The 23,769-nt window shown below is 58.8% G+C and carries 18 protein-coding genes; 9 read left to right on the top strand and 9 right to left on the bottom strand.

From position 1 onward, the window contains the following. Positions 1-87: 87 nt before the first annotated feature. Genes WFK59_RS05005 through WFK59_RS04995 form a run of 3 tightly spaced genes read left to right on the top strand, consistent with a single transcriptional unit; the run spans position 88 to position 6,733 of the window. Complete coding sequence (locus tag WFK59_RS05005; protein ID WP_336755178.1) at positions 88-1,401, top strand: SrfA family protein; 1,314 nt, start codon at positions 88-90, stop codon at positions 1,399-1,401. Between the two features lie 2 nt (positions 1,402-1,403). Then, positions 1,404-4,367 carry a virulence factor SrfB gene (locus WFK59_RS05000; protein WP_336755176.1) on the top strand — a complete coding sequence of 988 codons (2,964 nt, stop codon included), beginning with the start codon at positions 1,404-1,406 and terminating at the stop codon, positions 4,365-4,367. Further along, on the top strand, positions 4,364-6,733 hold the full coding sequence (locus WFK59_RS04995) for a virulence factor SrfC family protein (protein ID WP_336755174.1): 2,370 nt from the start codon (positions 4,364-4,366) through the stop codon (positions 6,731-6,733). The genes WFK59_RS05000 and WFK59_RS04995 overlap by 4 nt, the downstream gene beginning before the upstream one ends. Here WFK59_RS04995 and WFK59_RS04990 read toward each other — a convergent pair. The 3 genes from WFK59_RS04990 to WFK59_RS04980 form a co-directional block, all read right to left on the bottom strand. Continuing rightward, complete coding sequence (locus tag WFK59_RS04990; RefSeq protein ID WP_094121570.1) at positions 6,730-6,996, bottom strand: barstar family protein; 267 nt, start codon at positions 6,994-6,996, stop codon at positions 6,730-6,732. The two genes, WFK59_RS04995 and WFK59_RS04990, sit on opposite strands and share 4 nt — an antisense overlap. A 2-nt stretch (positions 6,997-6,998) precedes the next feature. Next, positions 6,999-7,433: a ribonuclease domain-containing protein gene (locus WFK59_RS04985; protein WP_233984379.1), complete on the bottom strand. Its 435-nt coding sequence runs from the start codon at positions 7,431-7,433 to the stop codon at positions 6,999-7,001. A gap of 86 nt (positions 7,434-7,519) precedes the next feature. Continuing rightward, positions 7,520-7,861 (bottom strand): helix-turn-helix domain-containing protein, encoded by a 342-nt coding sequence (locus WFK59_RS04980; RefSeq protein ID WP_009090299.1) that lies wholly within the window; start codon positions 7,859-7,861, stop codon positions 7,520-7,522. Positions 7,862-8,161: 300 nt separating this feature from the next. Between WFK59_RS04980 and WFK59_RS04975 the strand changes: the two genes are divergently transcribed. Together WFK59_RS04975 and oqxB are read left to right on the top strand one after the other, a co-directional pair. Beyond that, positions 8,162-9,316, top strand: coding sequence for an efflux RND transporter periplasmic adaptor subunit (locus tag WFK59_RS04975; protein WP_336755173.1), 1,155 nt, complete (start codon positions 8,162-8,164; stop codon positions 9,314-9,316). Between the two features lie 12 nt (positions 9,317-9,328). Next, positions 9,329-12,481: a multidrug efflux RND transporter permease subunit OqxB gene (gene oqxB / locus WFK59_RS04970; RefSeq protein WP_336755172.1), complete on the top strand. Its 3,153-nt coding sequence runs from the start codon at positions 9,329-9,331 to the stop codon at positions 12,479-12,481. Between the two features lie 207 nt (positions 12,482-12,688). Here oqxB and WFK59_RS04965 read toward each other — a convergent pair whose 3' ends face one another. The 4 genes from WFK59_RS04965 to WFK59_RS04950 all read right to left on the bottom strand — a co-directional run bounded on the left by WFK59_RS04965 (position 12,689) and on the right by WFK59_RS04950 (position 15,344). Beyond that, positions 12,689-13,114, bottom strand: coding sequence for a hypothetical protein (locus tag WFK59_RS04965; protein WP_336755171.1), 426 nt, complete (start codon positions 13,112-13,114; stop codon positions 12,689-12,691). A gap of 24 nt (positions 13,115-13,138) precedes the next feature. Beyond that, positions 13,139-13,321 carry a type II toxin-antitoxin system HicA family toxin gene (locus WFK59_RS04960; RefSeq protein ID WP_336755170.1) on the bottom strand — a complete coding sequence of 61 codons (183 nt, stop codon included), beginning with the start codon at positions 13,319-13,321 and terminating at the stop codon, positions 13,139-13,141. 137 nt (positions 13,322-13,458) lie between these two features. After that, positions 13,459-13,953 carry an RrF2 family transcriptional regulator gene (locus tag WFK59_RS04955; protein ID WP_233984384.1) on the bottom strand — a complete coding sequence of 165 codons (495 nt, stop codon included), beginning with the start codon at positions 13,951-13,953 and terminating at the stop codon, positions 13,459-13,461. A gap of 206 nt (positions 13,954-14,159) precedes the next feature. Continuing rightward, a complete protein-coding gene (locus WFK59_RS04950; RefSeq protein WP_336755169.1) occupies positions 14,160-15,344 on the bottom strand; it encodes an MFS transporter in 1,185 nt (394 codons plus the stop codon). A 204-nt stretch (positions 15,345-15,548) separates the two neighbouring features. Here WFK59_RS04950 and tus point away from each other — a divergent pair, with 204 nt between their 5' ends. Further along, entirely contained in the window at positions 15,549-16,478 is a 930-nt protein-coding gene (tus, locus tag WFK59_RS04945) for a DNA replication terminus site-binding protein (RefSeq protein ID WP_233984386.1), read from the top strand. 48 nt (positions 16,479-16,526) lie between these two features. On the opposite strand, the gene fumC is transcribed toward tus, so the two are convergent. Further along, entirely contained in the window at positions 16,527-17,924 is a 1,398-nt protein-coding gene (fumC, locus tag WFK59_RS04940; RefSeq protein ID WP_233984387.1) for a class II fumarate hydratase, read from the bottom strand. A gap of 200 nt (positions 17,925-18,124) precedes the next feature. On the opposite strand from fumC, the gene manA reads away from it, so the two are divergent. Beyond that, positions 18,125-19,300 carry a mannose-6-phosphate isomerase gene (manA, locus tag WFK59_RS04935; protein ID WP_336755166.1) on the top strand — a complete coding sequence of 392 codons (1,176 nt, stop codon included), beginning with the start codon at positions 18,125-18,127 and terminating at the stop codon, positions 19,298-19,300. 133 nt (positions 19,301-19,433) lie between these two features. Continuing rightward, positions 19,434-20,933: a YdgA family protein gene (locus WFK59_RS04930; RefSeq protein ID WP_233984388.1), complete on the top strand. Its 1,500-nt coding sequence runs from the start codon at positions 19,434-19,436 to the stop codon at positions 20,931-20,933. Positions 20,934-20,975: 42 nt separating this feature from the next. Here the strand turns inward: WFK59_RS04930 and malI are convergent, their stop codons facing one another. Further along, positions 20,976-22,001 (bottom strand): Mal regulon transcriptional regulator MalI, encoded by a 1,026-nt coding sequence (malI, locus tag WFK59_RS04925; protein WP_233984389.1) that lies wholly within the window; start codon positions 21,999-22,001, stop codon positions 20,976-20,978. Between the two features lie 174 nt (positions 22,002-22,175). Between malI and malX the strand changes: the two genes are divergently transcribed. Then, entirely contained in the window at positions 22,176-23,765 is a 1,590-nt protein-coding gene (gene malX / locus WFK59_RS04920) for a maltose/glucose-specific PTS transporter subunit IIBC (RefSeq protein ID WP_233984390.1), read from the top strand. The last annotated feature ends 4 nt before the right edge of the window (positions 23,766-23,769 follow it).

Raw genomic sequence — 23,769 nt, 5'->3', positions numbered from 1 at the left:
ATTTGTCATTGTCCCGCGTAAAATCAACCCAATCGTCGATAACACGCGATTTTCTGCCTCAGACAACGACCGATAAGGGCCCAACAGGTGGCAAAAACTTTTCTGCGCAGCGGTAATTTAGATGCGGTTCTGGCGTTAGGTGAAAATGGCCAGCCGGTCTACGCCTCGGCGCTACAAATTCGTGAGACCCTGCGCCTGCGCCGTCAGCGCGCACTGGCAGACTGCCTGGCGATTCCGCAGGCCAATGAACGGGGCGATCGCCTCGACTGGTATGCGCCTTTCAGCGGCAGGGTCAAATCCTGGCTGGGCGCCAGCGATCATGAACGTCGCGCCGCCCTGCAACACCTCACCGCCTGCCAGCAGGATATGCAGGATCTCAGTACGCGCGCGCGCGCGGCTGAGAACCCGGCGATGCGCCTGTTCGGCGCCTTGCTCAGCAAAAGCCTGCAGTTTCCCGATCAGCAATACGTTTATCTGGTGGATGGCAAACCGGTTATCACCTTCTGGGGCTTTGTCGATGCGCAGGCTCGCAGCCGTGATGACGCGCTAGCCTGCCTGCGCGACACGCTGGAAGAGAGCCTGCCGACCGTGCTGGTCGAGCCACCTGAGCCCATCGCCGAACCGGTCAGCGCCGAGCCGGTTCTGGCCGAGCCGCTGCCGGTGGAACCGCAACCCGAAGCGGAACCGGTGGTTGCGCCTGAGCCGCCTGTGGCCGTCACGCCGCCGGTTGTGGCTGCCCGTGGTCGTTTCCGGGTCTGGATGATTCTTCCGCCGCTGGCGATTGCCGCTGCCGTGGTGATGACGGTGCTGTTGCACCGCCCACAACCGGCTCCTGCGCCGTCAGCGATGCCGGCAGTCCAGGCGTTGGTGACTCCGGTTAAACCGCCCGCGGTGGTCAATGCCGCCGGAAAACTGGCCGCCACCCTGCCGCAGAAAGCCGCCACGGTGAATGCCGCCGCCGCGACGCCTGCGCCCGCTGCTGCTACCCTTGCCAGTGTGGTCACACCGGCCGTGCCAGCCCGGCCAGACGATCTGATCGTTACCCCGGATGCGGTGCGCGACGGTCAGGTTGCGGTGATTGATGGCCGCTGGCGCGTCACTATCGGTCCGATGCCAACCCCAACCGGCAAGCCACCGGTGATGCAGTTCCAGTTTAAAAACGGCAAAGGCAGCGTGCAGATTACCCAGGGCAACACCCGCTGTAAGGCGGATGTCAGCGCGGCAATGACCAGCGCCGGTAATCTGGTGATCGAAAGCCGCTATACCGCCCGATGCGAGAACAAATCCCGCTATCGTATGCCGCTGCTGATCTGCCATGCCAGCATCGGTGCCGCAGTCTGCGAAGCGCAATATGCTGATGACCGGGTTTTCCCGATGACGATTAAGCGTGAGAGTAAATAAACATGCTGGCTCCCCTGATCGATGACAAACAAAAAATTTCGCTGATTGAAAATAGCGGCGTGCAGTTTCTGGATTTTGGCCTGCAACTCTCTGCGACGCAGGCGCGTCGCCAGTTCGTGCGTCAGACCGCCAACGGCCCGCTGCTGCGGCTGAATGTCGATGGCAACAGCGGTAAGTTCCTGCTCTACCCGGAAGATGGCGGCGCGCCGGAAGTGGTGCGCCCGGAGTCCGATATCGCGCTGGCTGATTCGCTGAGCCTGCTCTCTGCCTGCTGGCTGCCGCTGCCGATGCTGCGCTGCGCCAGCGGACGCCGCTTTATCGGCGGACCGGAGAACTGGGCGCGGATGCGTCTGGTGGCGCTGAATAGCCCGGATGCGGCGGGCAATACCCATCGCGTCAGCCTCGCCTTCGATACCCGCTGCGTGGCGGAACAGGATGGCGGCGAAAAGCTGGGTCTGTCGGCAGCCGACGCACAGAATGGCGTCACTTTCGCGCTGGCGTGGCACAACTACGAGCTGGGCGAGTTTCTCGACCACACCTGGGTCGACGGCTGGCTGCGTGAAGCCTTTACCGATCGGGTCTCCGATCGTCGCGAACAGGCGATTAATCAGGCGCTGCGTGAGTTTGAATATCAGGCGCACTACCTCAACCTGCTGGAGCTGCTGGGCGAGCAACTCAATCTCAGCGAGATCCACATTCAGGCCGCCACGCTGCAAACGCCAGCGGTCAACGTCGATATCATTCTGGACGTCGGCAACTCGCATACCTGCGGCATTCTGGTGGAAGATCACCCGGAAGAGAGCAACGGACTCAGGCAGACCTATGAGCTGCAGCTACGCGATTTATCCCAGCCGCACCAGGTCTATAACGAACTGTTTGATAGCCGTCTGGAGTTTGCCGAAACCCGTTTTGGTAAAGAAAACTTCTCGCTGGAGAGCGGCCGCGAACACGCCTTTATGTGGCCGTCGCTGACCCGCGTTGGCCGCGAGGCGAGCCGTCTGGCCCTGCAACGGGTCGGTCTGGAAGGCAGTACCGGTCTTTCCAGCCCGCGTCGTTATTTGTGGGATGAAGCGCGCTATCAGCCCGGCTGGCGCTTTAACAACGCCGGTGCGCAAACCGAACCGCTGGCCTGTGCCGCGCCGTTCACCACCCTGCTGAATGACGAAGGCCAGCCGCTTTATACGCTGCCGCCTGACGATCGTCTGCCGGTATTCTCGCCGCACTACAGCCGCAGTTCACTGATGACCTTTATGCTGTGCGAACTGCTGGCGCAGGCGATGATGCAGATGAACAGCGCCGCACAGCGCCAGCGGATGCCGCAAAGTCACGCGCCGCGTCAGCTGCGTCATGTGATCCTGACGCTGCCTTCAGCGATGCCAAAACCGGAGCGTGAAATTTTCCGCCGCCGGATGCAGGAAGCGATTGCGCTGGTCTGGAAAGCGGAAGGCTGGCTGAGCGATGAGGACGATGTCGCGCCATCCCGCCCGCATCAGACCCCGAAACCGTTGCCGGATGTGCAGATGGAGTGGGATGAGGCGACCTGCGGTCAGATGGTCTGGCTGTTTAATGAAACCCAGGTGAACTTTGCCGGACGTGCCGAAGATTTCTTCAGCAGCATGGCGCGGCCGGACCGTCCGCGTGAAGCGGATGAGCTGCCGGGTAAAAGCCTGCGCATCGCCTCGATTGATATCGGCGGCGGCACTACCGATCTCGCCATCACCCAGTATCGTCTGGATGATGGTCAGGGCAACAACGTCAAAATCACCCCACGGCTGCTGTTCCGTGAAGGTTTCAAAGTGGCGGGTGACGATATCCTGCTGGATGTGATCCAGCTGTGGATTCTGCCCGCGCTGCAACAGCATCTGCAGAAAGCCGGACTGACACTGGCTGAGCCACTGATGAACAAACTGTTTGGTCACGACAGTCGCATGGACGGTCAGGCAACCCTGCGCCAGCAGGTGACGCTTCAGCTGTTTATTCCGCTGGCGCAGGCGGTGCTGGAGCGCTATGAAAACTGGGACCCGCTGGAGAGCCACGCAGAGATCAACGCGCTGTTTGGCGAACTGGTCGGGCAATCGCCGGGCGAATCAGTGCTGGCCTTCGTCAACGGTGAAATTCAGCGTGAACTGGGCGTCAACAGTCGCTTCGACCTGTTGCAGGTTCCGCTGGTGGTCAGCCTGGCGCAGCTGCACGGCGAATTTATGCAGCATCGGATGGCGATCATTCCGGCGCTGCGTTCCATGTGCGAAGTGGTGTCGCTTTATCAGTGCGATGTGCTGCTGCTCACCGGGCGTCCGTCGCGCTTCCCTGGCATTCAGGCGCTGGTTCGCCATCTGCAGCCGCTGCCGGGCAGCCGCATCCTGTCGCTGGAAGGCTACCACACCAGCGACTGGTATCCGTTTAACAAGCATGGCCGGATCGATAACCCGAAATCTACCGCTGCCGTCGGCGCGATGCTCTGCCTGCTGGCGCTGGATCTGCGCCTCAGCAGCTTCTGGTTCCGCGCCGGTGATTTTGAACCCTATTCCACCATCCGTTACCTCGGGATGCTGGATGAAAACCAGGCCCTGACCGACGAAAACCTCTGCTACAGCGAGATCGACCTCGACGATGCGGGCTTTGCGCTGGATAAGAAAAGCAGCTTCCGTATTCGCGGCAACGTCTGCCTCGGCTTCCGTCAGCTGGATAACGATCGCTGGCCCGCGTCACCGCTCTACAGCCTGACGCTGAATGATGCGACGCTGGCCCGTAAGGTGGCCGGTGAAAGCGTGCTGCGCATCAAGCTGGCGGTGAAAGCCGGACCTGATGCGCCCGGCCCGGAAACGCTGGTGCTGAGCGATGCGCGGCTGGACGACGGCACCCGCGTGCCGCTGGAGCAGCTGAGTCTGAAACTGAATACCCTGTCGGCCACCGGCAACGCTAATGCGCAGTACTGGATTGACAGCGGGAGCGTATGTAAACGATGAAAGCCCTGAAAACCCGCCAGCCACAGACGCTGGCCAAACGCCTGACCCTGCTGCAGGAGGCGCTGAACGGCAGCCTGAGCTGGATCGAGACGACCCGTGAACAGTCGCCGCGTCTGGCGCTGGAAGCCGATACCCTGACCCTGCAACTGCGTCAGGCGCGGGTGCAGACCCAGGCGCTGGCGCAGCAGGTGGCGCGCCCGGTCACGCTGGCCCTGTTTGGTCAGTCGCAGGCCGGTAAGGCCTGGTTGCTGAATGAGATGGTCGCCGATGCTCAGGGCCAGCTGATGACCCGGCTGGGCGATAAGTCGCTCAGCTATTTCCAGCACATCAATCCCGGTAATCTCGATTTTGCGACCGCCACCCGCTTCAGTCACCAGCGTGAGCCGCTGTCAAATGAATGGCCGGTTGAACTGACGCTGCTGACGGATGCCGAGATCGTCCGGCTGGTCATGGCCTGCGCCGCCAGCACCGTAGCGCCTGATGTGGCGCTGATCGACAGCGGCCTGCAGCGTTTACAGCGTCATCGTCTGACCAGCCCGCAGGCCGGTCTGGAGAGCGATGCGCTGGTGACCTTATGGTCATGGTGCCGCCGCCGTCAGCACTATGACGTCCGTCTCGATCGGCACTTCTGGCCGCAGGCGGTTGAGCTGGCACCCTGGCTGAGCGTCGATGACCGGGTAGCGCTGTTTTCGCTGCTGTGGCCAGCGCAGCCGGCGCTGAACGATACGCTGCGCAGCCTGCTTCACCTGCGCCATCAGTTGCGCAATAGCAGCCGGGTGCTGGCACCGCTCAGCCTGCTGACCGACAGTGCTTTGCTGCCGGCCGAGCAGCTGATTGTGCCCGCCAGCGAGCAGGATCTGCAGCAGCCGGTGGAAGTCTGCCCGATGAACGGCAACCGGCCAGGCAAACCGCAAAACGTGGCGCTGGGTTTGCTGGCGCTACTGACGCTGGAAGTGGTGATTCCGCTGAGTTCGACGCCGCGTACCGCGCTCTATGACGAAGCCGATATGCTGGAGCTGCCTGCGCCAGGCCAGCCGAACGACAGCGCCGCCCAGGAAGATCGCCAGCGTCTGCAGCAGCGCGATCCGCTGCGGGCGCAGTTGCTGGAACAGAAGCGCGCCCTGCTGCCCGGCCTGTATGCCGCGCGTCAGGGCATCGACCTGCTGCTGGTCTGCACCTCCGCCAGTCAGCGTCAGGATGCCGATCGGGTCAGCCAGACGCTGCGCGAGTGGCAGCGGCTGCAACCGACCCAGCAATCCAGCGAAAAACCGCGGCTGATCTGGGCCATCACTCCCTATGATGCCCGTCATCAGCAGATCAATGTGGATGAAGCGGTACAGCGCCAGTTAGGCCAGCCGGGACAACACTGGGGATCGATGCTGGTGCTGGATCGCGCTGGTGTGGATCGGATGGCAAGCTGGCTGCAGGATGAGATGCAGCCGGAAGCCCGTCGCGACCTGCTGCTGGCCCAGCTGGCGCAGATTCAGCACACCGTGGTTGAGCGGCGGTTACTGCCGTGGACCGAGGCGGGCGCCAGCCCGGAACAGGCGGCGCGCAAACAGACTATCGCCGATACCCTGCTGAAATGTTTACAGCACCGTACCGGCCTGCACGGCGAACTGCTGGAGCGTCTGCAACCGCCGCGGGAAGCGCTGCGCCAGCTGTGGCTCAATCAGTCGAACCTGAGCAGCCCCACCACGCCCCATCCGCAGGCACCGGAAAATCAGTTTGGCATTGGGTTTGAATTTGATCTGTTCAGCCAGTCAGAGCCGGAAGTGCCGGTTCAGCCGCGTCAGAGCGGACACGGCGCGCAGCAGTTTCCGCGTCAGGTGCTGCTGCTGTGGCTCGATCACCTGCGCCAGCTGCCGGAAAACCGCAGCCTGCTGGCGTTGCTGAATATTGATAAAGCGACCATGGAGTGGCTGGTAGAAGAGTTGATCACCGCCAGTTTCCGCACCGACATGACGCAAAAACTGCAGCAGGCACTGCATGAGCCTGACAGCCACAGCATGACCCATGAGTCGCGTGCCGATCGTCAGGTGACGCGTGCGATGACGGTGCTGGGGGACTTCGTCGCCTGGCTCGGCTTTTTACAGCGCCCGGAAGCCGAACGTCCGGCCAGCCGCGTCAATCGCGGTCAGGCGATCTTTACCCGCCCGCCGACACCGAGCGTCAGCTTCAGTGCCGGACAGCGGCTGACTAAACTGTCGGCGGCTCCGGCTAACCACACCGCTTATTATATCTACGACTGGCTGGTGGGTCTGAATCAGGTAATTATCGAGAATAATGGCTATACCGGCGGCGGTGACCTGCCGCTGGCGGCGCGCGAGGCGCTGATCGCCCTGCTTAAACCGCTGCGCGCTTAATCCTTCACCAGGCGCAGTTCGCCGTCCAGCGACTGCGCCGCCTCTTCCAGTAACGCCAGCACCGGGGCCAGATCGGCATGGTGTTCGGCGTAATGCTGCAGCCGCACCTCTGCCGGCAACGCAATGCCGCCGGTCAGCCAGTCCCACAGCGCATCCAGATTGTTGCCAAAATAGGCAGGCGTCCCGCCGCTCTGTGCGGCAAACTGCTGGTAGAACGCCGCGCGGCTGGTCAGCTGGCGCAGATCAAATTGCATAATCAGCATGATCAGGGTACCTGTTTAAAGCTGCGATAGTGGTCGGTGGACAGAAACACCAGCCCGTCGGAGGAGTAGACCAGCCGGTCAGCATCGCGCCGTCCGCAGCGATAGTTAACGTCCGCCTCATACCACTGGCGGCCAGCGCGTTGCGGCAGGCGTTTTTCCCGGTTGGCAAAGCGATCGCCGCCGATGGCTTTACCGGGCAGCACCTCGCACAGGTTGCCTTTGGCCGGGTTCCAGCCGCGCTTGCGGGCATCATTTTTGGTGAGGTAGTAGTCCGGCAGTTGCTGATGTTGCAGCACCCAGCGCGCCACGGTATGGGCGTCGGTCAGCGCAGCAATGTCTGCCTGAGCAGGCGCTACAGAAGAGTTCAGATAAGGTTTAAGGCCGTAGAAACAGGCCGCGAGGACCAGGAAAAGTCCAATCCAGAGTTTTTTTGACATGATGGCATCCGTGACGACAGGATGCAGATGATACCAGTTTTGCGCGCTGAGAAAAGCGCGGGCCAGACAGGCTGGCCCTGGCGAGGTTATGCAGCGTGCGAATCACCGCTGTGTCGACGCCATGCACCCGGTGCCACACCGTACTGACGTTTGAAGCTGCGATTAAAGGACTGCTGCGAATCAAAACCCAACGAAATCGCTACGTTCAGGATCGGTTCATCGGTGCTGGTCAGGCGATCGGCTGATTTCTTCAGTTTCTTCACCCGGATATATTCACCCAGCGGATAGCCGGTATGCTCTTTGAACATCCGTTGCAGGTGCCATTTCGAGTAGCCCGCGCGCTCGGATACGGTGTCCAGATCCAGACGTGCTTCAATGTTGTTATCAATCCAGTCGATTAAATCGTGAATAAAGGCGTCACTCATCATTCCAGTCTCTCCCGTCGCCGTGGCGAACAGTATTAGTATCAGTTGCAGTTACACTTAAAGGGTGACTGACTATGTCATTTAATGCAAGTTTTATTAGTACATTAAATGCCGCACACTTTTCAGGGTCTTTCACCTGCCGCTTAGCTTTTAACCGGTGGGCAACAAACCGCACATAAAGTGTATCTGTTATTCTTGCAGTTGCCAGCGACGCCAGCCTACACTCCTCGCGATTAATTGCAATCTTAAAAGTTGCAAATATTGGCCTGCGGGTCGTTTTCACCTTATCGCGGAATAACAACAATGATTACCAACTGGGTTCGTCAGGGTTTTACCCTTTTAGGGATGGTACTGCTGATCGTTCAGCTAAGCGGCTGTGATGATGGCGTGGCGCAAAACGCCCCGCCACCGCCGCCCGAAGTGAGTGCTGCGCCGGTGCTGATCAAGCCGGTCAGCCAGTGGGACAGTTTCAATGGCCGGGTTGAGGCGGTGCAGATCGTGCAGCTGCGTCCGCGCGTCTCTGGCTACATCGAGTCAGTTAACTATCGCGAAGGCGAAGAGGTGAAGAAAGGTCAGGTGCTGTTCACCATCGACGATCGCAGCTATCGCGCGGCGCTGGAACAGGCCAAAGCGGAATTAGCCCGCGCCCGCAGCCAGGCGAGTCTGGCGCGCAGTGAGTCAGGACGCAGCGAGAAGCTGATTGGCAGCCAGGCGATCTCGCGTGAAGTGTGGGAGCAGCGCCGCTCAGCCGCCAGCCAGGCGCAGGCGGATGTGCTGGCCGCCGAGGCCGCCGTGGATATGGCGCAGCTGAATCTCGATTTTACCCGCGTTACCGCGCCGATTGATGGTCAGGCCAGCCGGGCGATGATCACCGCTGGCAACCTGGTGACCGCTGGTGACAGCGCCAGCGTGCTGACCACGCTGGTGTCGCAGCAAAGCATGTATGTCTATTTCGACGTCGATGAAAACACCTTCCTGCACTATCAGGCGATGGCGCGTCAGGGCCAGCAGCGCCATGCGTTGCCGGTGGAAATCGCGCTGGTCGGCGAGCAGGGTTATCCGCATCAGGGCAAAGTCGATTTCCTGGATAATCAGCTGACCGCCAGCACCGGCACCATTCGCATGCGCGCCCTGCTCGACAACCAGCAGCGTCAGTTCACGCCGGGTCTGTTTGCGCGGGTCCGTCTGCCTGGCAGTGCGCAGTTCGAGGCGGTGCTGATTGATGACAAAGCGGTGTTAACCGACCAGGACCGTAAGTATGTCTACGTGGTGGACAGCGAAGGTAAAGCTCAGCGCCGTGATATCGAGCCGGGCGCGATGGTGGATGGCCTGCGCATCGTCAAGTCGGGCCTGAAATCGGGCGATCGGGTGATTGTCTCCGGTCTGCAAAAAGTGTTTATGCCCGGCATGCCGGTCACTGCTCAGCAGGTCGCCATGCGTGCGGCAACCGCTCAATAATCCGAGGCCGCTATGGACTTTTCCCGCTTTTTTATCGACCGGCCGATCTTTGCGGCGGTGTTATCGATTCTGATTTTCGTTACCGGGTTGATCTCAATTCCGCTGCTGCCGATCAGTGAATATCCTGATGTGGTGCCGCCCAGCGTGCAGGTGCGTGCTGAATATCCCGGCGCTAACCCGAAAGTCATTGCCGATTCGGTGGCGACGCCACTGGAAGAGGCGATTAACGGCGTCGAGAACATGATGTACATGAAATCGGTGGCCGGTTCCGATGGCGTGCTGGTGACCACCGTCACCTTCCGTCCCGGCACCGATCCCGACCAGGCTCAGGTTCAGGTACAGAACCGCGTGGCGCAGGCTGAAGCCCGCCTGCCGGAAGATGTGCGTCGGCTGGGGATCACCACCCAGAAGATGTCACCGACCCTGACGCTGGTGGTACACATGTTCTCGCCGAACAACACCTACGATTCGCTCTATCTGCGTAACTACGCCACCCTTAAAGTGAAAGATGAACTGGCGCGCCTGCCGGGCGTGGGTCAGATTCAGATCTTCGGTGCTGGTGAGTATGCGATGCGCGTCTGGCTCGATCCGAATAAAGTGGCGGCGCGCGGTTTAACCGCTTCAGATGTCGTCACCGCGATGCAGGAACAGAACGTGCAGGTTTCTGCCGGTCAGCTGGGTGCCGAGCCGCTGAAAAAGCAGAGTGATTTTCTGCTGTCGATCAACACCCAGGGACGACTGGAGAGCGAACAGCAGTTTGGCGACATCATTCTGAAAACCTCAGAAGATGGCTCACTGGTGCGGCTGCGCGACGTGGCGCGTATCGAAATGGGCTCCGGCAGCTATGCCCTGCGATCGCAGCTGAATAACAAAGATGCGGTCGGTATCGGCATCTTCCAGGCGCCTGGCGCCAACGCCATCGATCTCTCCAATGCGGTTCGCGCCAAAATGGATGAGCTGGCAACCCGTTTCCCCAACGATGTGAAATGGGCCGCGCCGTACGATCCGACGGTGTTTGTCCGCGACTCGATTAAAGCCGTGGTGCAGACCCTGCTGGAAGCGGTCATTCTCGTCGTGCTGGTGGTGATTCTGTTCCTGCAGACCTGGCGCGCCTCGATTATCCCGCTGCTGGCAGTGCCGGTGTCGGTAGTCGGTACCTTTAGCGTGCTCTATCTGCTCGGCTTCTCGCTGAACACCCTGAGCCTGTTTGGCCTGGTGCTGGCGATCGGGATCGTGGTGGATGACGCCATCGTAGTGGTGGAAAACGTCGAGCGTAACATTGAGATGGGACTGACGCCGCGGGCGGCGGCGCATCAGGCGATGCGTGAGGTTTCCGGCCCGATCATCGCCATCGCGCTGGTGCTCTGTGCGGTGTTTGTGCCGATGGCGTTTTTGTCTGGCGTGACCGGTCAGTTCTACAAACAGTTCGCCACCACCATCGCTATTTCGACCGTGATCTCAGCCATCAACTCGCTGACGCTGTCACCGGCGCTGGCGGCGATGCTGCTGAAAGATCATCACGCGCCGAAAGACAGGCTGACGCGGATCATTGATGCGCTGTTTGGCTGGCTGTTCCGGCCGTTTAACCGCTTCTTCCAGCGCAGTGCCCATGGTTATGAATCGCTGGTGGGCCGTACGCTGCGTCGCCGTGGCGCCGTGTTTGGCGTCTATATTCTGCTGCTGGCGGGTGCCGGATTTATGTTCCACACCGTGCCAGGCGGTTTCATCCCGACTCAGGACAAGCTCTACCTGATTGGTGGCGTGAAGATGCCGGAAGGTTCCTCTCTGGCGCGCACCGATGAAGTGATTCGTAAGATGAGCGAAATCGGTATGCAGACCGAAGGCGTCGCCTATGCGGTGGCGTTCCCTGGCCTGAATGCATTGCAGTTCACCAATACGCCGAACAGCGGCACGGTGTTCTTCGGTCTGAAGCCGTTTAATGAGCGCAAACATACGGCGGCGGAGATCAACGCTGAGATCAATGCCAAAATCGCACAGATTCAGCAGGGCTTCGGCTTCTCGATCATGCCGCCGCCGATTCTGGGGCTGGGTCAGGGTTCGGGCTACTCGCTCTATGTGCAGGACCGCGCGGGGCTGGGTTACGGTGCGCTGCAGACCGCCATCAATACGATGTCGGGTGCGATTATGCAGACACCGGGTATGCACTTCCCGATCTCCTCCTATCAGGCCAACGTGCCACAGCTGGATGTGCAGGTTGACCGGGATAAAGCTAAAGCCCAGGGCGTCTCGCTGACCGATCTCTTCAGCACCCTGCAGACCTATCTCGGTTCGTCATACGTTAATGACTTCAACCGATTTGGCCGCACCTGGCGCGTGATGGCACAGGCCGATGGTGATTTCCGCGACAGCGTTGAGGATATCGCGAATCTGCGTACCCGCAACGATCGCGGTGAGATGGTGCCGATTGGCAGCATGGTGAACATCACCACCACTTACGGCCCCGATCCGGTGATTCGTTATAACGGCTATCCGGCAGCAGATCTGATTGGCGATGCTGACCCGCGCGTGCTCTCTTCCGCTCAGGCGATGAGCCAGCTGGAAACGATGTCCGGTCAGCTATTACCCAACGGCATGAACATCGAGTGGACCGATCTGAGTTATCAGCAGTCGACCCAGGGCAATACGGCGCTGATTGTCTTCCCGATGGCGGTATTGCTGGCTTTCCTGGTGCTGGCTGCGCTGTATGAGAGCTGGACGCTGCCGCTGGCGGTGATCCTGATCGTGCCGATGACTATGCTCTCGGCGCTGGTGGGCGTCTGGCTGACCGGCGGCGATAACAACGTCTTTGTGCAGGTCGGACTGGTGGTGCTGATGGGGCTCGCCTGTAAGAACGCGATTCTGATCGTTGAGTTTGCGCGCGAACTGGAGATGCAGGGCAAAGGGATTGTCGAGGCGGCGCTGGAAGCCTGTCGCCTGCGTCTGCGGCCGATTGTGATGACCTCCATCGCCTTTATCGCTGGCACCATCCCGCTGATTCTGGGCGAAGGCGCCGGTGCAGAAGTGCGCGGCGTGACCGGCATTACGGTGTTCTCCGGGATGCTGGGTGTGACGCTGTTCGGGCTGTTCCTGACGCCGGTGTTCTACGTCACCCTGCGTAAGCTGGTGACGCGAAAAGCGGATAAAGCATCGTTGCAGACGGTGTAAACTGCAAAAGGGCGACCGCGGGGTCGCCCTTTTTTTGGCTGTCGTTGGAAGCCACTGAACCTGCTCTCGCGGCTGCTGACGATGGCAGGCAAGATAATTCGCCGTTATTCATCGCCGCGTTGAGCCGGAGATTGACACTAAAAAAGCCCGCCAGGGCGGGCTTTAGACATCGGTTCACTGCCATGCGCTTTGCGGGTAACAACAGCGTTAAGTATGGATTTCGATTTGCGCTTTGCGCCCCAGTTGGGCCAGCGCCAGTTCCACTTTTTCGACTTTTGATGAGTGTTCAACATCCAGCAGGCGATCAACCTGAGGACCATTGACGCCCAGTCGACGTGCCAGTTCGGCTTTTCGGGTTCCTGTTTCGATCATGGCGTTATATAACGCGGCTTTCATCGCCACCAGCACCGGCAGATAAACCACATATTCGCCCGGCTGCGGTTCGCTGGCTGCCGGGATGGGACGGCGCATATCCATTTCAAGCGAGATTGCGGTGACAATTCCATCTTCCGCTTCTAACAGCGCGCCATCAATCGTGTCGCCTACTGAATGCATTAACGGTAAATCCCGGCATGACACTTCATAACAGCCACTTTGCGCATCATGGTTTAATCTGACTGCGTAATTAAACATACCCTCACCTCATCAATCTCAGGATTACAGCCCCAGATCCTTTAAAATTTTTTTTCGGGTTCCCTCGGGCATTTCCTTTGCACCGTGATCGGGAAAAACAGACTGTCTTTCGCCCAAAAACACTTTGAAATGGCTGCTTCCGCTACGGTGCTTGATTAAAATGGCGCCCTGTTGTAACAGCCAGCGCCGAAATTCACTGTATTTCATCGCGATCCCTCGCTTCAGTTCATCCGTTACTCATCATAACAACAGTGATGTCTTACACAACACTTATGTTTATTTTGTCTATTTTTCAACCCAGACTGACCGAGTTAATTGATTTTGCAGGCATAAAAAAAGCCGCATCAGCGGCTCTTTTTACACAGGTCTTCAATCTCATCGGGTTCCGGTTCCGGAACCGCGGTGCAGTTGCTGGTGTCGCGTTTTTTCAGCTCATTGAGCGCATCGGCAACGGTGCGTTTCGCCAGCACGTCCAGCGACGCCTGCTCGGCTTCATCGGCAATCGATTTGAAATACCAGCAGAGATTGGCGCTGACCAGGCAACGCGGCGCGACATCAGGACGCGCCGCCCAGATTTTCTTGTCTTCGATCACCGAGACGTAGATATCACGCAGCGTAATTTCTGCGGCGGGGCGACCCAGATGGATCGACCCGGTGCGGCCCAGCGTCGAGACGATGATGCCGTCACGGGTCAGCGGAACCATTAATTTTCGAATGAAACTGGGATTCGCTTCCAGCCCGTAGGCCAGAATCGCGCTGGTAGAGCGTTTTCCCATTTGCTCCGCCATCGCTACGCTCAGAACCATTTGCAAAGCTGTCGGGAAGCGGTAATCAAGCATTTATTTATCCTGAGTTGCGGTGCATCTTATTGTTTTATTGCCGCATAAGTGAACAATCAATGAGCAATAAATATAACAAACACAGTTGCTTTTTAGAAGCAAGCCAGCGGTGACAAGGCACGTATTCACCAAAGTCTGAGGCCTGATAGCACAAGGTGCTTAGCCTGCTAACGGCCCGCGCTGACTGCCGCATAACGACCCGCGGGTTATGCGGTCGCGGCGGGTGACGCGGGCAACCGTTGTTTCAGTATCATTACCAGCACCACGTTAAAGATTGCTAACGCGCAAAGCAACCACAGTGTTGCTGAAGCGCCCATCCTTTCAAATACATACCCGCCGATCAACGGCGTCAGCGCCTGTCCCATCAGTGCCGGACGCGCCATCCGGCCGACCACAATGGCATAGGACTCTGGTTTGACCATCGCCAGCGGTAAAGTTCCGCGCACAATGGCACGTAAACCATTACCGGCACCATAAAGCACCATGCTCAGCAGCGCCATCTGCGGCGCCAGCGCCAGTAACAGCAAGCCCAGCGCCACCAGCCCGACCGAAAATAAGGTGGTACGGATCGGATGGCTGCGTTTAAAGGCGATATCCACTATTCGCGCCCCCACCTGGCACGGACCCAGCACCGCGCTGATCGCCAGCGCTGAGGTGAGCGTATGGCCGCTGGCCTGCAACAGGGCGATCAGCTGCACCGAAATGGCGGTCATGATTACCGAGGCCAGGGTGAAAATGGCGCATAGCAGCCAGAAGATGGCAGGCGCAATCTCCGCATGGGTGGTGACCGGGTTACGCGCTTTAATCGGCCTGACCGTCTGGCTCGCCGGTAAGGCAAAGAGATAAGCGGGCAGCACGCAGAGCGTCAACAGCGCAGCAATCGCCAGACAGGCGCCCCGCCATCCCAGCGCGTGAATCAACAGCGCGGTACCCGGCCAGACCAGCGTGGTGCAGAAGCCGGAAATCAGGGTGATGCCGGTAATCGCCGCTCGCGCCTGCCCGCCGTAACAGGTACCCAGCGTGGCAAACAGCGCATCATACAGCCCCATCGCCATCCCGATGCCGATAATCACCCAGGCGAACAGCAACAGCGGCAGTTGATAGCTGAAGGCCATTATCACCAGACCCAGCGCCATGACGATGCCACTCATCGCCAGCAGCAGCCGGCCACCGGTGCGGGCAATAATCCGGCCACTGAGCGGTGCCAGCAGTCCCGACACCAGAATACCGGTCGAGAGCGCGCCATAAATCCACTGCTGTGACCAGCCGGTTTCCGCCGCGATCGGGGTTGCCATCACCGCCATCAGGTAGAACGATCCGCCCCACGACAGGATCTGTACCCAGCCGAGCGTGATAATGGCGGCGACGCCGGGTTTGTTAGTCTGGTTCACATCAGCTATCCGTTAGCGAGCAAACCATTTTTATAACATGTTCTGAGATAAGGAAAAATGCACGCCGCCTTTTCACCCTGCTTTCGCCCGGATGGCTGCACCGGTTTGAGTGGTTACCTTTAAAGTATGTTGTAACTAGTATCGCTATTGCGTCCACCGTGCGCTTCTGCCACATTATGAACGTTGTAACTATGGAGGCCCGGAATGGCGCGCTACGATTTAGTGTCAGATATGCATCAATGCGTAAACGATTTAGAACAGGCGCTGGGCCAGTTGCGCCAGCAGATTGAGGCACAGCCGTTGCTGATCGCCCGCGTGTTCAGCCTGCCGCCAATTGTCAAAGGCCGCGAGCATGAAGCGATTACCCAAATCACCGTTGAGCAACAGCTGGGACAACAGGCCTTAGAGCTGGCACTGAACCACTACTGTCGGCTGTTTATGCAGCACCAGTCGGAGCAGCTCAGCACCAAAGCGGCGGTCCGGCTGCCGGGCGCGCTGTGCATTGAGTGTGATGAGCCGCGAGAAGCGGAGATCCGCGCCCAGGTCGATCGCATCAATCAGCTTAAAGCGCAACTGGAGCAGCTGATTACGGTCGACTCCGGCCTGCCCAGCGAGGCACGCTTCGAATTTGTCCATCAGCACCTGCGCGGGCTGATTACGCTTAATGCCTATCGCACCATCACCCTGCTCAGCGCACCGGACAGCCTGCGTTTCGGCTGGGCGAATAAGCACATCATCAAAAATATGAAGCGCGAAGAGGTGATTGCCCAGCTGGAAAAAAGCCTGAAAGCCGGACGGGCTCAGGCGCCGTGGTCACGCGAACAGTGGGCAGAAAAGGTGCAGGAGGAGTTAGCCAGCGTGCGCGCCCTGCCCGCCTCGGCCCGGCTGAAAATCAAGCGACCGGTCAAAGTGCAGCCGGTGGCGCGCGTCTGGCGTGCTGACCAGAAAAAGCAGACGCAGCTGGCCTGCCCGTCGCCGATTCTGGTGATCTGCCGCGACCGCAGCCAGGTGCCGGTATTGGGTGAACTGCTCAATTACGATGCCGATAACATTACCTATCGCCATAAGCCTGCCGCCGAGCCGCTCAACCTGCTGATCCCACGGCTGCATCTGTGGGTCGACTGCCCGATTTAAGCCATAAAAAAAGGCCAGCGTCGGCTGGCCTCCGTCACCGCAGATCTTTTACGACTTCATGCTGCCGACCATCTCTTCCGGACGTACCCAGGCATCAAACTGTTCTTCCGTCAGATAGCCCAGCTTCAGCGCCGCGCCTTTCAGCGTCAGCCCCTCTTTATGGGCTTTCTTGGCGATTTCGGCCGCTTTGTCATAACCGATATGGGTATTCAGCGCCGTCACCAGCATCAGCGACTCATTCAGTAACTGCTCAATACGCTCGCGCACCGGCTCAATGCCAATCGCGCAGTGGTGATTGAAGCTGTCCATGCCGTCCGCCAGCAGACGAATCGACTGCAGGAAGTTATGGATCACCATCGGGCGGAACACGTTGAGTTCGAAGTTACCGGATGCGCCGCCCATGTTGATCGCCACGTCATTGCCCATCACCTGACAGCACAGCATGGTCATCGCTTCACACTGGGTCGGATTCACTTTCCCCGGCATGATCGAGCTGCCTGGTTCGTTTTCCGGAATGGCGATCTCACCAATTCCGCAACGCGGACCGGAAGAGAGCCAGCGCACATCGTTGGCGATTTTCATCAGCGAGGCGGCCAGCCCTTTCAGCGCGCCGTGAGCGTGAACCAGCGCATCACAGGTTGCCAGCGCTTCGAACTTATTGGGTGCGGTGACGAACGGCTGCTGCGTCAGATCGGCCAGCGCCTTCGCCACCCGTACCGCATATTCCGGATGGGTGTTGAGGCCGGTGCCGACGGCGGTGCCGCCCAGCGCCAGCTCCGCCACGTGCGGGATGCTCTGCTCGATGTGCTTCAGATTATGTTCAAGCATCGCGACCCAGCCGGAGATCTCCTGGCCAAGGGTCAGCGGCGTGGCGTCCTGCAGATGGGTACGGCCAATTTTGACAATATCTTTGAAGGCTTCTGACTTCTCGCTCAGGGTTTTCTTTAACACCTGAATCTGCGGGATCAGCTGTTCACGCAGGGCGATCACCGCAGCAACGTGCATCGCGGTCGGGAAGACGTCGTTGGAGCTCTGGCTCTTGTTCACATCATCATTGGGATGGACCAGGCGCGACATACCGCGCTCGCCACCCAGAATTTCACTGGCGCGGTTGGCCAGCACTTCGTTCATGTTCATGTTGGTCTGGGTACCGGAACCGGTCTGCCAGATGGCTAACGGAAACTCGTCGCTGTGCTTATCCGCCAGCACTTCGTCCGCCGCATTGATGATCGCCTCTGCGCGCTCAGCGGGCAGCAGCCCAAGATCGCGGTTAACCGCCGCGGCGGCGCGTTTGGTCAGCGCCAGCGCGTGAACCAGTGCGGTGGGCATTTTTTCGGTTGAGATGCGAAAATGTTCCAGCGAGCGCTGCGTCTGCGCGCCCCACAGTTTATCAGCCGGTACATCAATCGGGCCCATTGAATCTTTCTCAATGCGGTTGCCTGCCATGAATAGGTCTCCTTCGCTCTGTTTTAGATGAATGACCGCCCGATGCATCGTCCTGTGGGCGACATTCGGGCGGGCAAGATAATGACATACAATAATTTAACATTATGAGAGCTTAGCGTCCTTTTGCGCTTGATATGTATTTTCCCTGGCACTTTCTGCTTTAATAGCGCCAATAACATCCCGTGATAAAGGGTTTAATGATGCAAAAAATGAACAATTCGCTGCAGAATTACGCGTGGGGCAGCAAAACGGCGTTAACTGAACTCTACGGCATTGCCAATCCGCAGGGATTGCCGATGGCGGAGCTGTGGATGGGGGCGCACCCCAAAAGTCCGTCAACCGTTGACGACCACGGCATGCCGCGTTCGCTGCGCGAGGTGATCGAGGCCAATCCGACCGCAACCCTCGGCGCTGCCGTGGCAGAGCGCTTCGGTGAACTGCCTTTCCTGTTCAAGGTGCTGTGCGCCGATCAGCCGCTGTCGATTCAGGTTCATCCCAGCAAAAGCGCCGCTGAAGCGGGTTTTGCCCGTGAAAATGCCGCCGCCATTCCCCTGACAGCCGCCGAACGCAACTATAAAGATGCCAACCATAAGCCGGAACTGGTCTATGCCCTGACGCCGTTTCAGGCGATGAACGGCTTCCGCCCGCTGAGTGAAATGGTGTCGCTGCTTCAGCCGGTCGCCGGTGCGCATCCGCAGATTGCCCATTTTTTGCAGCATCCCGATCGGGATAACCTGGCCACCCTGTTCTCCACCCTGCTGTCGCTGGAAGGTGAGGCAAAATCGCTGGCGCTGGACCTGCTGAAATCGGTGCTTAACGGCCAGCAGGGCGAACCCTGGCAGACCATCAGCACGATCGCGGCGGACTACCCGGACGACAGCGGCCTGTTTTCACCGCTGCTGCTGAACGTGATTACCCTGCAACCGGGCGAAGCGATGTTCCTGTATGCTGAAACGCCACACGCCTACCTGAAAGGCGTGGCGCTGGAAGTGATGGCGAACTCCGATAACGTGCTGCGCGCGGGGCTAACGCCAAAATATATTGATATTCCTGAGCTGATGGCCAACCTCAAATTTGAGGAGAAGCCCGCCAGCGCGCTGCTGACGCAGCCGGAACAGCAGGGTCATAGCCTGAACTTCCCGATTCCGGTCGATGATTTCGCCTTTGCTATTCACACCCTGAGCGCACAGCCGCAGACGCTGAATCAGTCGAGCGCGGCGCTGCTGTTCTGCATTGAGGGCCAGGCGGTGGTGGCGAAAGATCAGCAACAACTGACGCTGCAACCGGGCGAATCCTGCTTTATCGCCGCCAGTGAAGCACCGGTTACGGTCGCCGGAACCGGCCGGCTGGCGCGGGTGTTTAACCAGTTAGGGTGATACGGCTGACGGACCTGCGGTTAACTGCTATTATTTCAACCTATTAGCATTTAAAACGCCTGCGGGCGTTTTTTCTTCAGTCGTCGGGGTAACCTGCGGCGTAAGCGGACTCAAGGATAAGGACGAATCAGCAATGAAAAAGACCAACGTTGCCGTGGGCGTGATCATCGCGCTGGGCGTAATCTGGACCGGCGCAGCATGGTTCACCGGCAAGCAACTGGAAAGCCACATGGACCAGCTGGTGCAGAATGCCAATACCCAGCTGAATGCTTATGCACCTAACAGTCGACTGAAGATCAGCTATCAGGATTACCAGCGCGGTATCTTCAGCAGCAAAGCTAACCTGGTGATCCAGGCCAGCTCACAGACCGAAGATAACGCCCTGCTGAAACCGGGCCAGAGCGTCATTCTGAATGAAACCATCGATCATGGTCCTTTCCCGTTTGCGCAGCTGAAACACGTCAATCTGATCCCGAGCATGGCGTCGGTGCACACTGAACTGGCAAATACCGATGCGGTGAAGAAGCTGTTTGAGCTGACGCAAAACAAATCGCTGATCAATGCGGATACCCGCATTGGCTACAGTGGTGCCACCGATACCGCACTGCGTATTCTGCCGATCGACTACCAGAACGCGCAAACCGGCGAACGTCTGGCTACCAATGGCGGCACGCTTAACGTCAGCGCCGACCGCAAAGGCGATAAAGTCTCGCTGGACAGCGATGTCGATAGCCTGGCGCTGACCAGCAAAAATGAGATGGGTCAGCCGGTGCTGTTTACCCTTAACGGCCTGAAGCTGAACGGTAATACCCATCTGAGTCCGGAAGGCGTGCGGGTTGGCGATCAGTCAGTGGATATTGAAAAGGTTAATGCCAGCATTAACGGCCAGGATGCCCTGACGCTGCACAAAATGACCGGCAACTCTTCTTTCGATAACAGTGCCGGTAAGATCAGCGGCAATATTGATTACAAGGTCGATAGCGTTCAGCTGCAGAAGCAGGACTTTGGTCAGGCGGCGCTGAAGATGAAGCTGTCGCAGTTTGATGCCCAGGCGGTTAAAGCCTTCTCCGATCGCTATAACGCGCAGATGCAGGATCTGCAGAACCAGAAAGGTCTGGCTGACGATCCGATTCGCTATCAGGCGGGCGTCAATACCATCCTGATGAATAACCTGCCGACGCTGCTGAAAGGCACGCCGTCGATCAGCATCGCGCCGCTGAGCTGGAAGAATGATAAGGGCGAAAGCACCTTCAATCTGACCGCCAATTTTAACGATCCCGCCACCGTCACCGGCGAACCCCAAACCCTGAGCGGCATGGTGGATCGGGTACTGAAAACGCTGGATGCGAAGCTGACCATCAATATGCCGATGGCGACCGAGACCATGCATAAAGTCGGCCTGGCAGAAGGCTATCAGAGCGATGATGCACAGAAGCTGGCCGATCAGCAGGTGAAAGGTCTGGCCGCTATGGGCCAGATGTTCCGCCTGACCCAGCAGCAGGATAACAACATCATCACCAGCCTGCAGTACGCTAACGGCCAGGTGAACATGAACGGCGACAAGATGACGCTGGAGCAGTTCATGTCACGCTATATGCTGGGTATGCCGACCAGTGAAGGGATGCCGCAATAATTTTCAGGCAGCCGTAAAAAAGGCGACTCCGGTCGCCTTTTTTTATGCTGAACCGCGGATGATAAGCTGCGGCGGCATGATCACATTCTGCCGCGCAGCGTCCGGTTGCGCCATCCGTTGCAGGATGCGCTCGGCGGCAACGCGACCAATCTCCCGCGCTGAGCTGGTCACCACGGTCAGTGGCGGATCGGTCAGCTCCGCCTGCGGTTCATCGCCAAATCCCATCAGCGCCAGCTGTTGCCCATAGTAACTGTCGACCGCACCGCGGGCGAACGTCCGCCCGGTGCGCAGCAGGCCGAAATAGCATCCCAGCGCCGTCGGGGTGTTGTAGGCCAGCACCGCGGTTAAGCGCGGATGGTGCTGAAACAGTTCAATCGCCGCCTCCGCCGCCTCTTTCTGGCTGTTACCGCACTCAATAATCCACTCCGGCCGGAACGGCAGACCGTACTGCAACAGGGTGGCGCAATAGCCGCCAAGACGCTCCGCCCGGGTTAACGAGGCGCTGTGGCCGCCCAGCCAGGCGATGCGCTGATGACCCTGGCGAATCAGGTATTCGGTGGCGAGACGCGCAGCCTGTGCGTTATCGGGACGGATCGCATCCACCTCTTCCAGACTACTGGCCCGCGCCGCGCAGACCAGCGCGATCTGCAATTCCCGCGCGCGAGCCACCATCTGGCTGGCTTTATCCGCACCACCACCCAGCACTACGCCATCAACGCCCTGCGCCACCAGCGACTCAAAGCAGCGCTCCAGATGCTGGCCCTGACGGCCGCTCTGGGTCAGGAACAGCAGTTTGCCCTGTTTTTCCAGCGCGTCGCTCAGCCCTGCGGTCATTTCGGCATAAAACGGCTGGCTGAGATCGCGCACGATCAGGCCTATCACCCCACTCTGCCCGCCGCGCAGCATGGTCGCCGAACGGTTACGGACAAAGCCAAGCTGCTCAATGGTTTGATTAACGCGCGCCATGGTGTCAGCAGAAATACGCCCTTTGCCGGAGAGCACCAGAGAGACGGTGGTGACCGAAACGCCTGCGGCGGCAGCCACGTCATGGATGGTAATTCTGCTCATGCCATTACTTGTCCGAATAAAACGCCTGAAAAGAAGATAAAACGTTACACCTTAAAGTCCGAAAATAATATCAGCCCTGGCCGGGATAGTGTGATTAAGCGCGCATATCAGCGTGGTAAAACGTTTTATCATCGCTGCACTTTATCACTGTGAATCATCATTGCCGGAGAGATCATGCCCGCACCTCGCCAAAAAATGTCCGTCTGGGAGTTTTTCCAGAGTCTGGGGAAAACCTTTATGCTACCGGTTGCCCTGCTCTCGTTCTGCGGCATCATGCTCGGCATTGGCAGTTCGCTGAGCAGCCATGATGTGCTGACGCTGCTGCCGGTGCTGGATCAGCCGTGGCTGCAATATCTGTTTCTGTGGATGGCGAAACTCGGTTCCTTCGCCTTCAGTTATTTACCGGTGATGTTTGCCATTGCGATCCCGCTGGGGATGGCGCGCGATAATAAAGGCGTGGCGGCGTTTGCCGGTTTCGTCGGCTATGCGGTGCTCAATCTTAGTATCAACTTCTGGCTCAATGTGAATGGCATTCTGCCGACCACCGATGCCGCGGTGCTGAAAGCCAACAACGTCCAGTCGATACTCGGTATCCCGTCGATCGACACCGGCATTCTGGGTGCGGTGATTGTCGGTATCGTGGTGTTCTGGCTGCACGAGCGCTTTCACAATATCCGGCTGCCGGATGCGCTGGCCTTCTTTGGCGGCACCCGCTTTGTGCCGATCATCACCACGCTGGTGATTGGTATGCTGGGACTGGTAGTGCCGTTGATCTGGCCTTTCTTCGCTCGCGGCATTACCGGACTGGGCTGGATGATCAACAGCGCCGGCGACTTCGGTCCGATGATCTTTGGTACCGGCGAACGCCTGCTGCTGCCGTTTGGCCTGCAGCATATTCTGGTGGCGATCATGCGCTTTACCGATGCGGGCGGCACGCTTGAGGTGTGCGGCAAAAGCGTCAGCGGCGCCCTGACAATTTTCCAGGCGCAGCTGGCCTGTCCGGAAACCCACGGTTTTGCTGAAAGCGCCACCCGCTTCCTGTCGCAGGGCAAAATGCCGGCCTTCCTCGGTGGCCTGCCGGGTGCTGCGCTGGCGATCTATCACTGCGCCCGTCCGGAAAATCGACACAAAATTAAAGGCCTGTTGATTTCCGGCGTGGTGGCCTGTGTGGTGGGCGGCACCACCGAACCGATCGAGTTCCTGTTTTTATTCGTCGCGCCGTTCCTCTATCTGATCCATGCGCTGTTGACCGGCGTTGGCTTTAGCCTGATGGCTATTCTCGGCGTCACCATCGGTAACACCGACGGCAATATCATCGACTTCGTGGTGTTTGGCGTGCTGCACGGCCTGTCAACTAAGTGGTACTGGGTGCCGGTAGTCGCAGCAATCTGGTTTGTGGGTTACTACCTGATTTTCCGTTTCGCGATTCTGCACTTCAATATCAAAACGCCGGGACGCGAAGTAGAGAGTGCCAGCGCGCTGGCGCAGCAGGTCAGCAATGCCGGTAAAGGCAAGTCGGGCTATAACTCACCGGCTATTCTGTCCGCACTGGGCGGCGTGGAGAATATCACTTCGCTGGATAACTGCCTGACGCGCCTGCGCCTGACCATTGCCGACATGAGTAAAGTGGACGATGCGGCCCTGAAAGCCAACGGTGCCATTGGCGTGGTACACCTTAATCAGACCAGCCTGCAGGTGGTGATCGGCCCGCAGGTGCAGTCGGTGAAAGATGAACTGTCGACGCTGATGAACGTCACCGCTTAACGCA

It is taken from the genome of Pantoea sp. USHLN298, from assembly GCF_037149395.1.
In the GTDB taxonomy this organism is placed as follows: Bacteria; Pseudomonadota; Gammaproteobacteria; order Enterobacterales; family Enterobacteriaceae; genus Pantoea; species Pantoea astica.
Note: the sequence above shows the minus strand (reverse complement) of the source record. Positions and strands in the feature narration are given on the sequence as shown.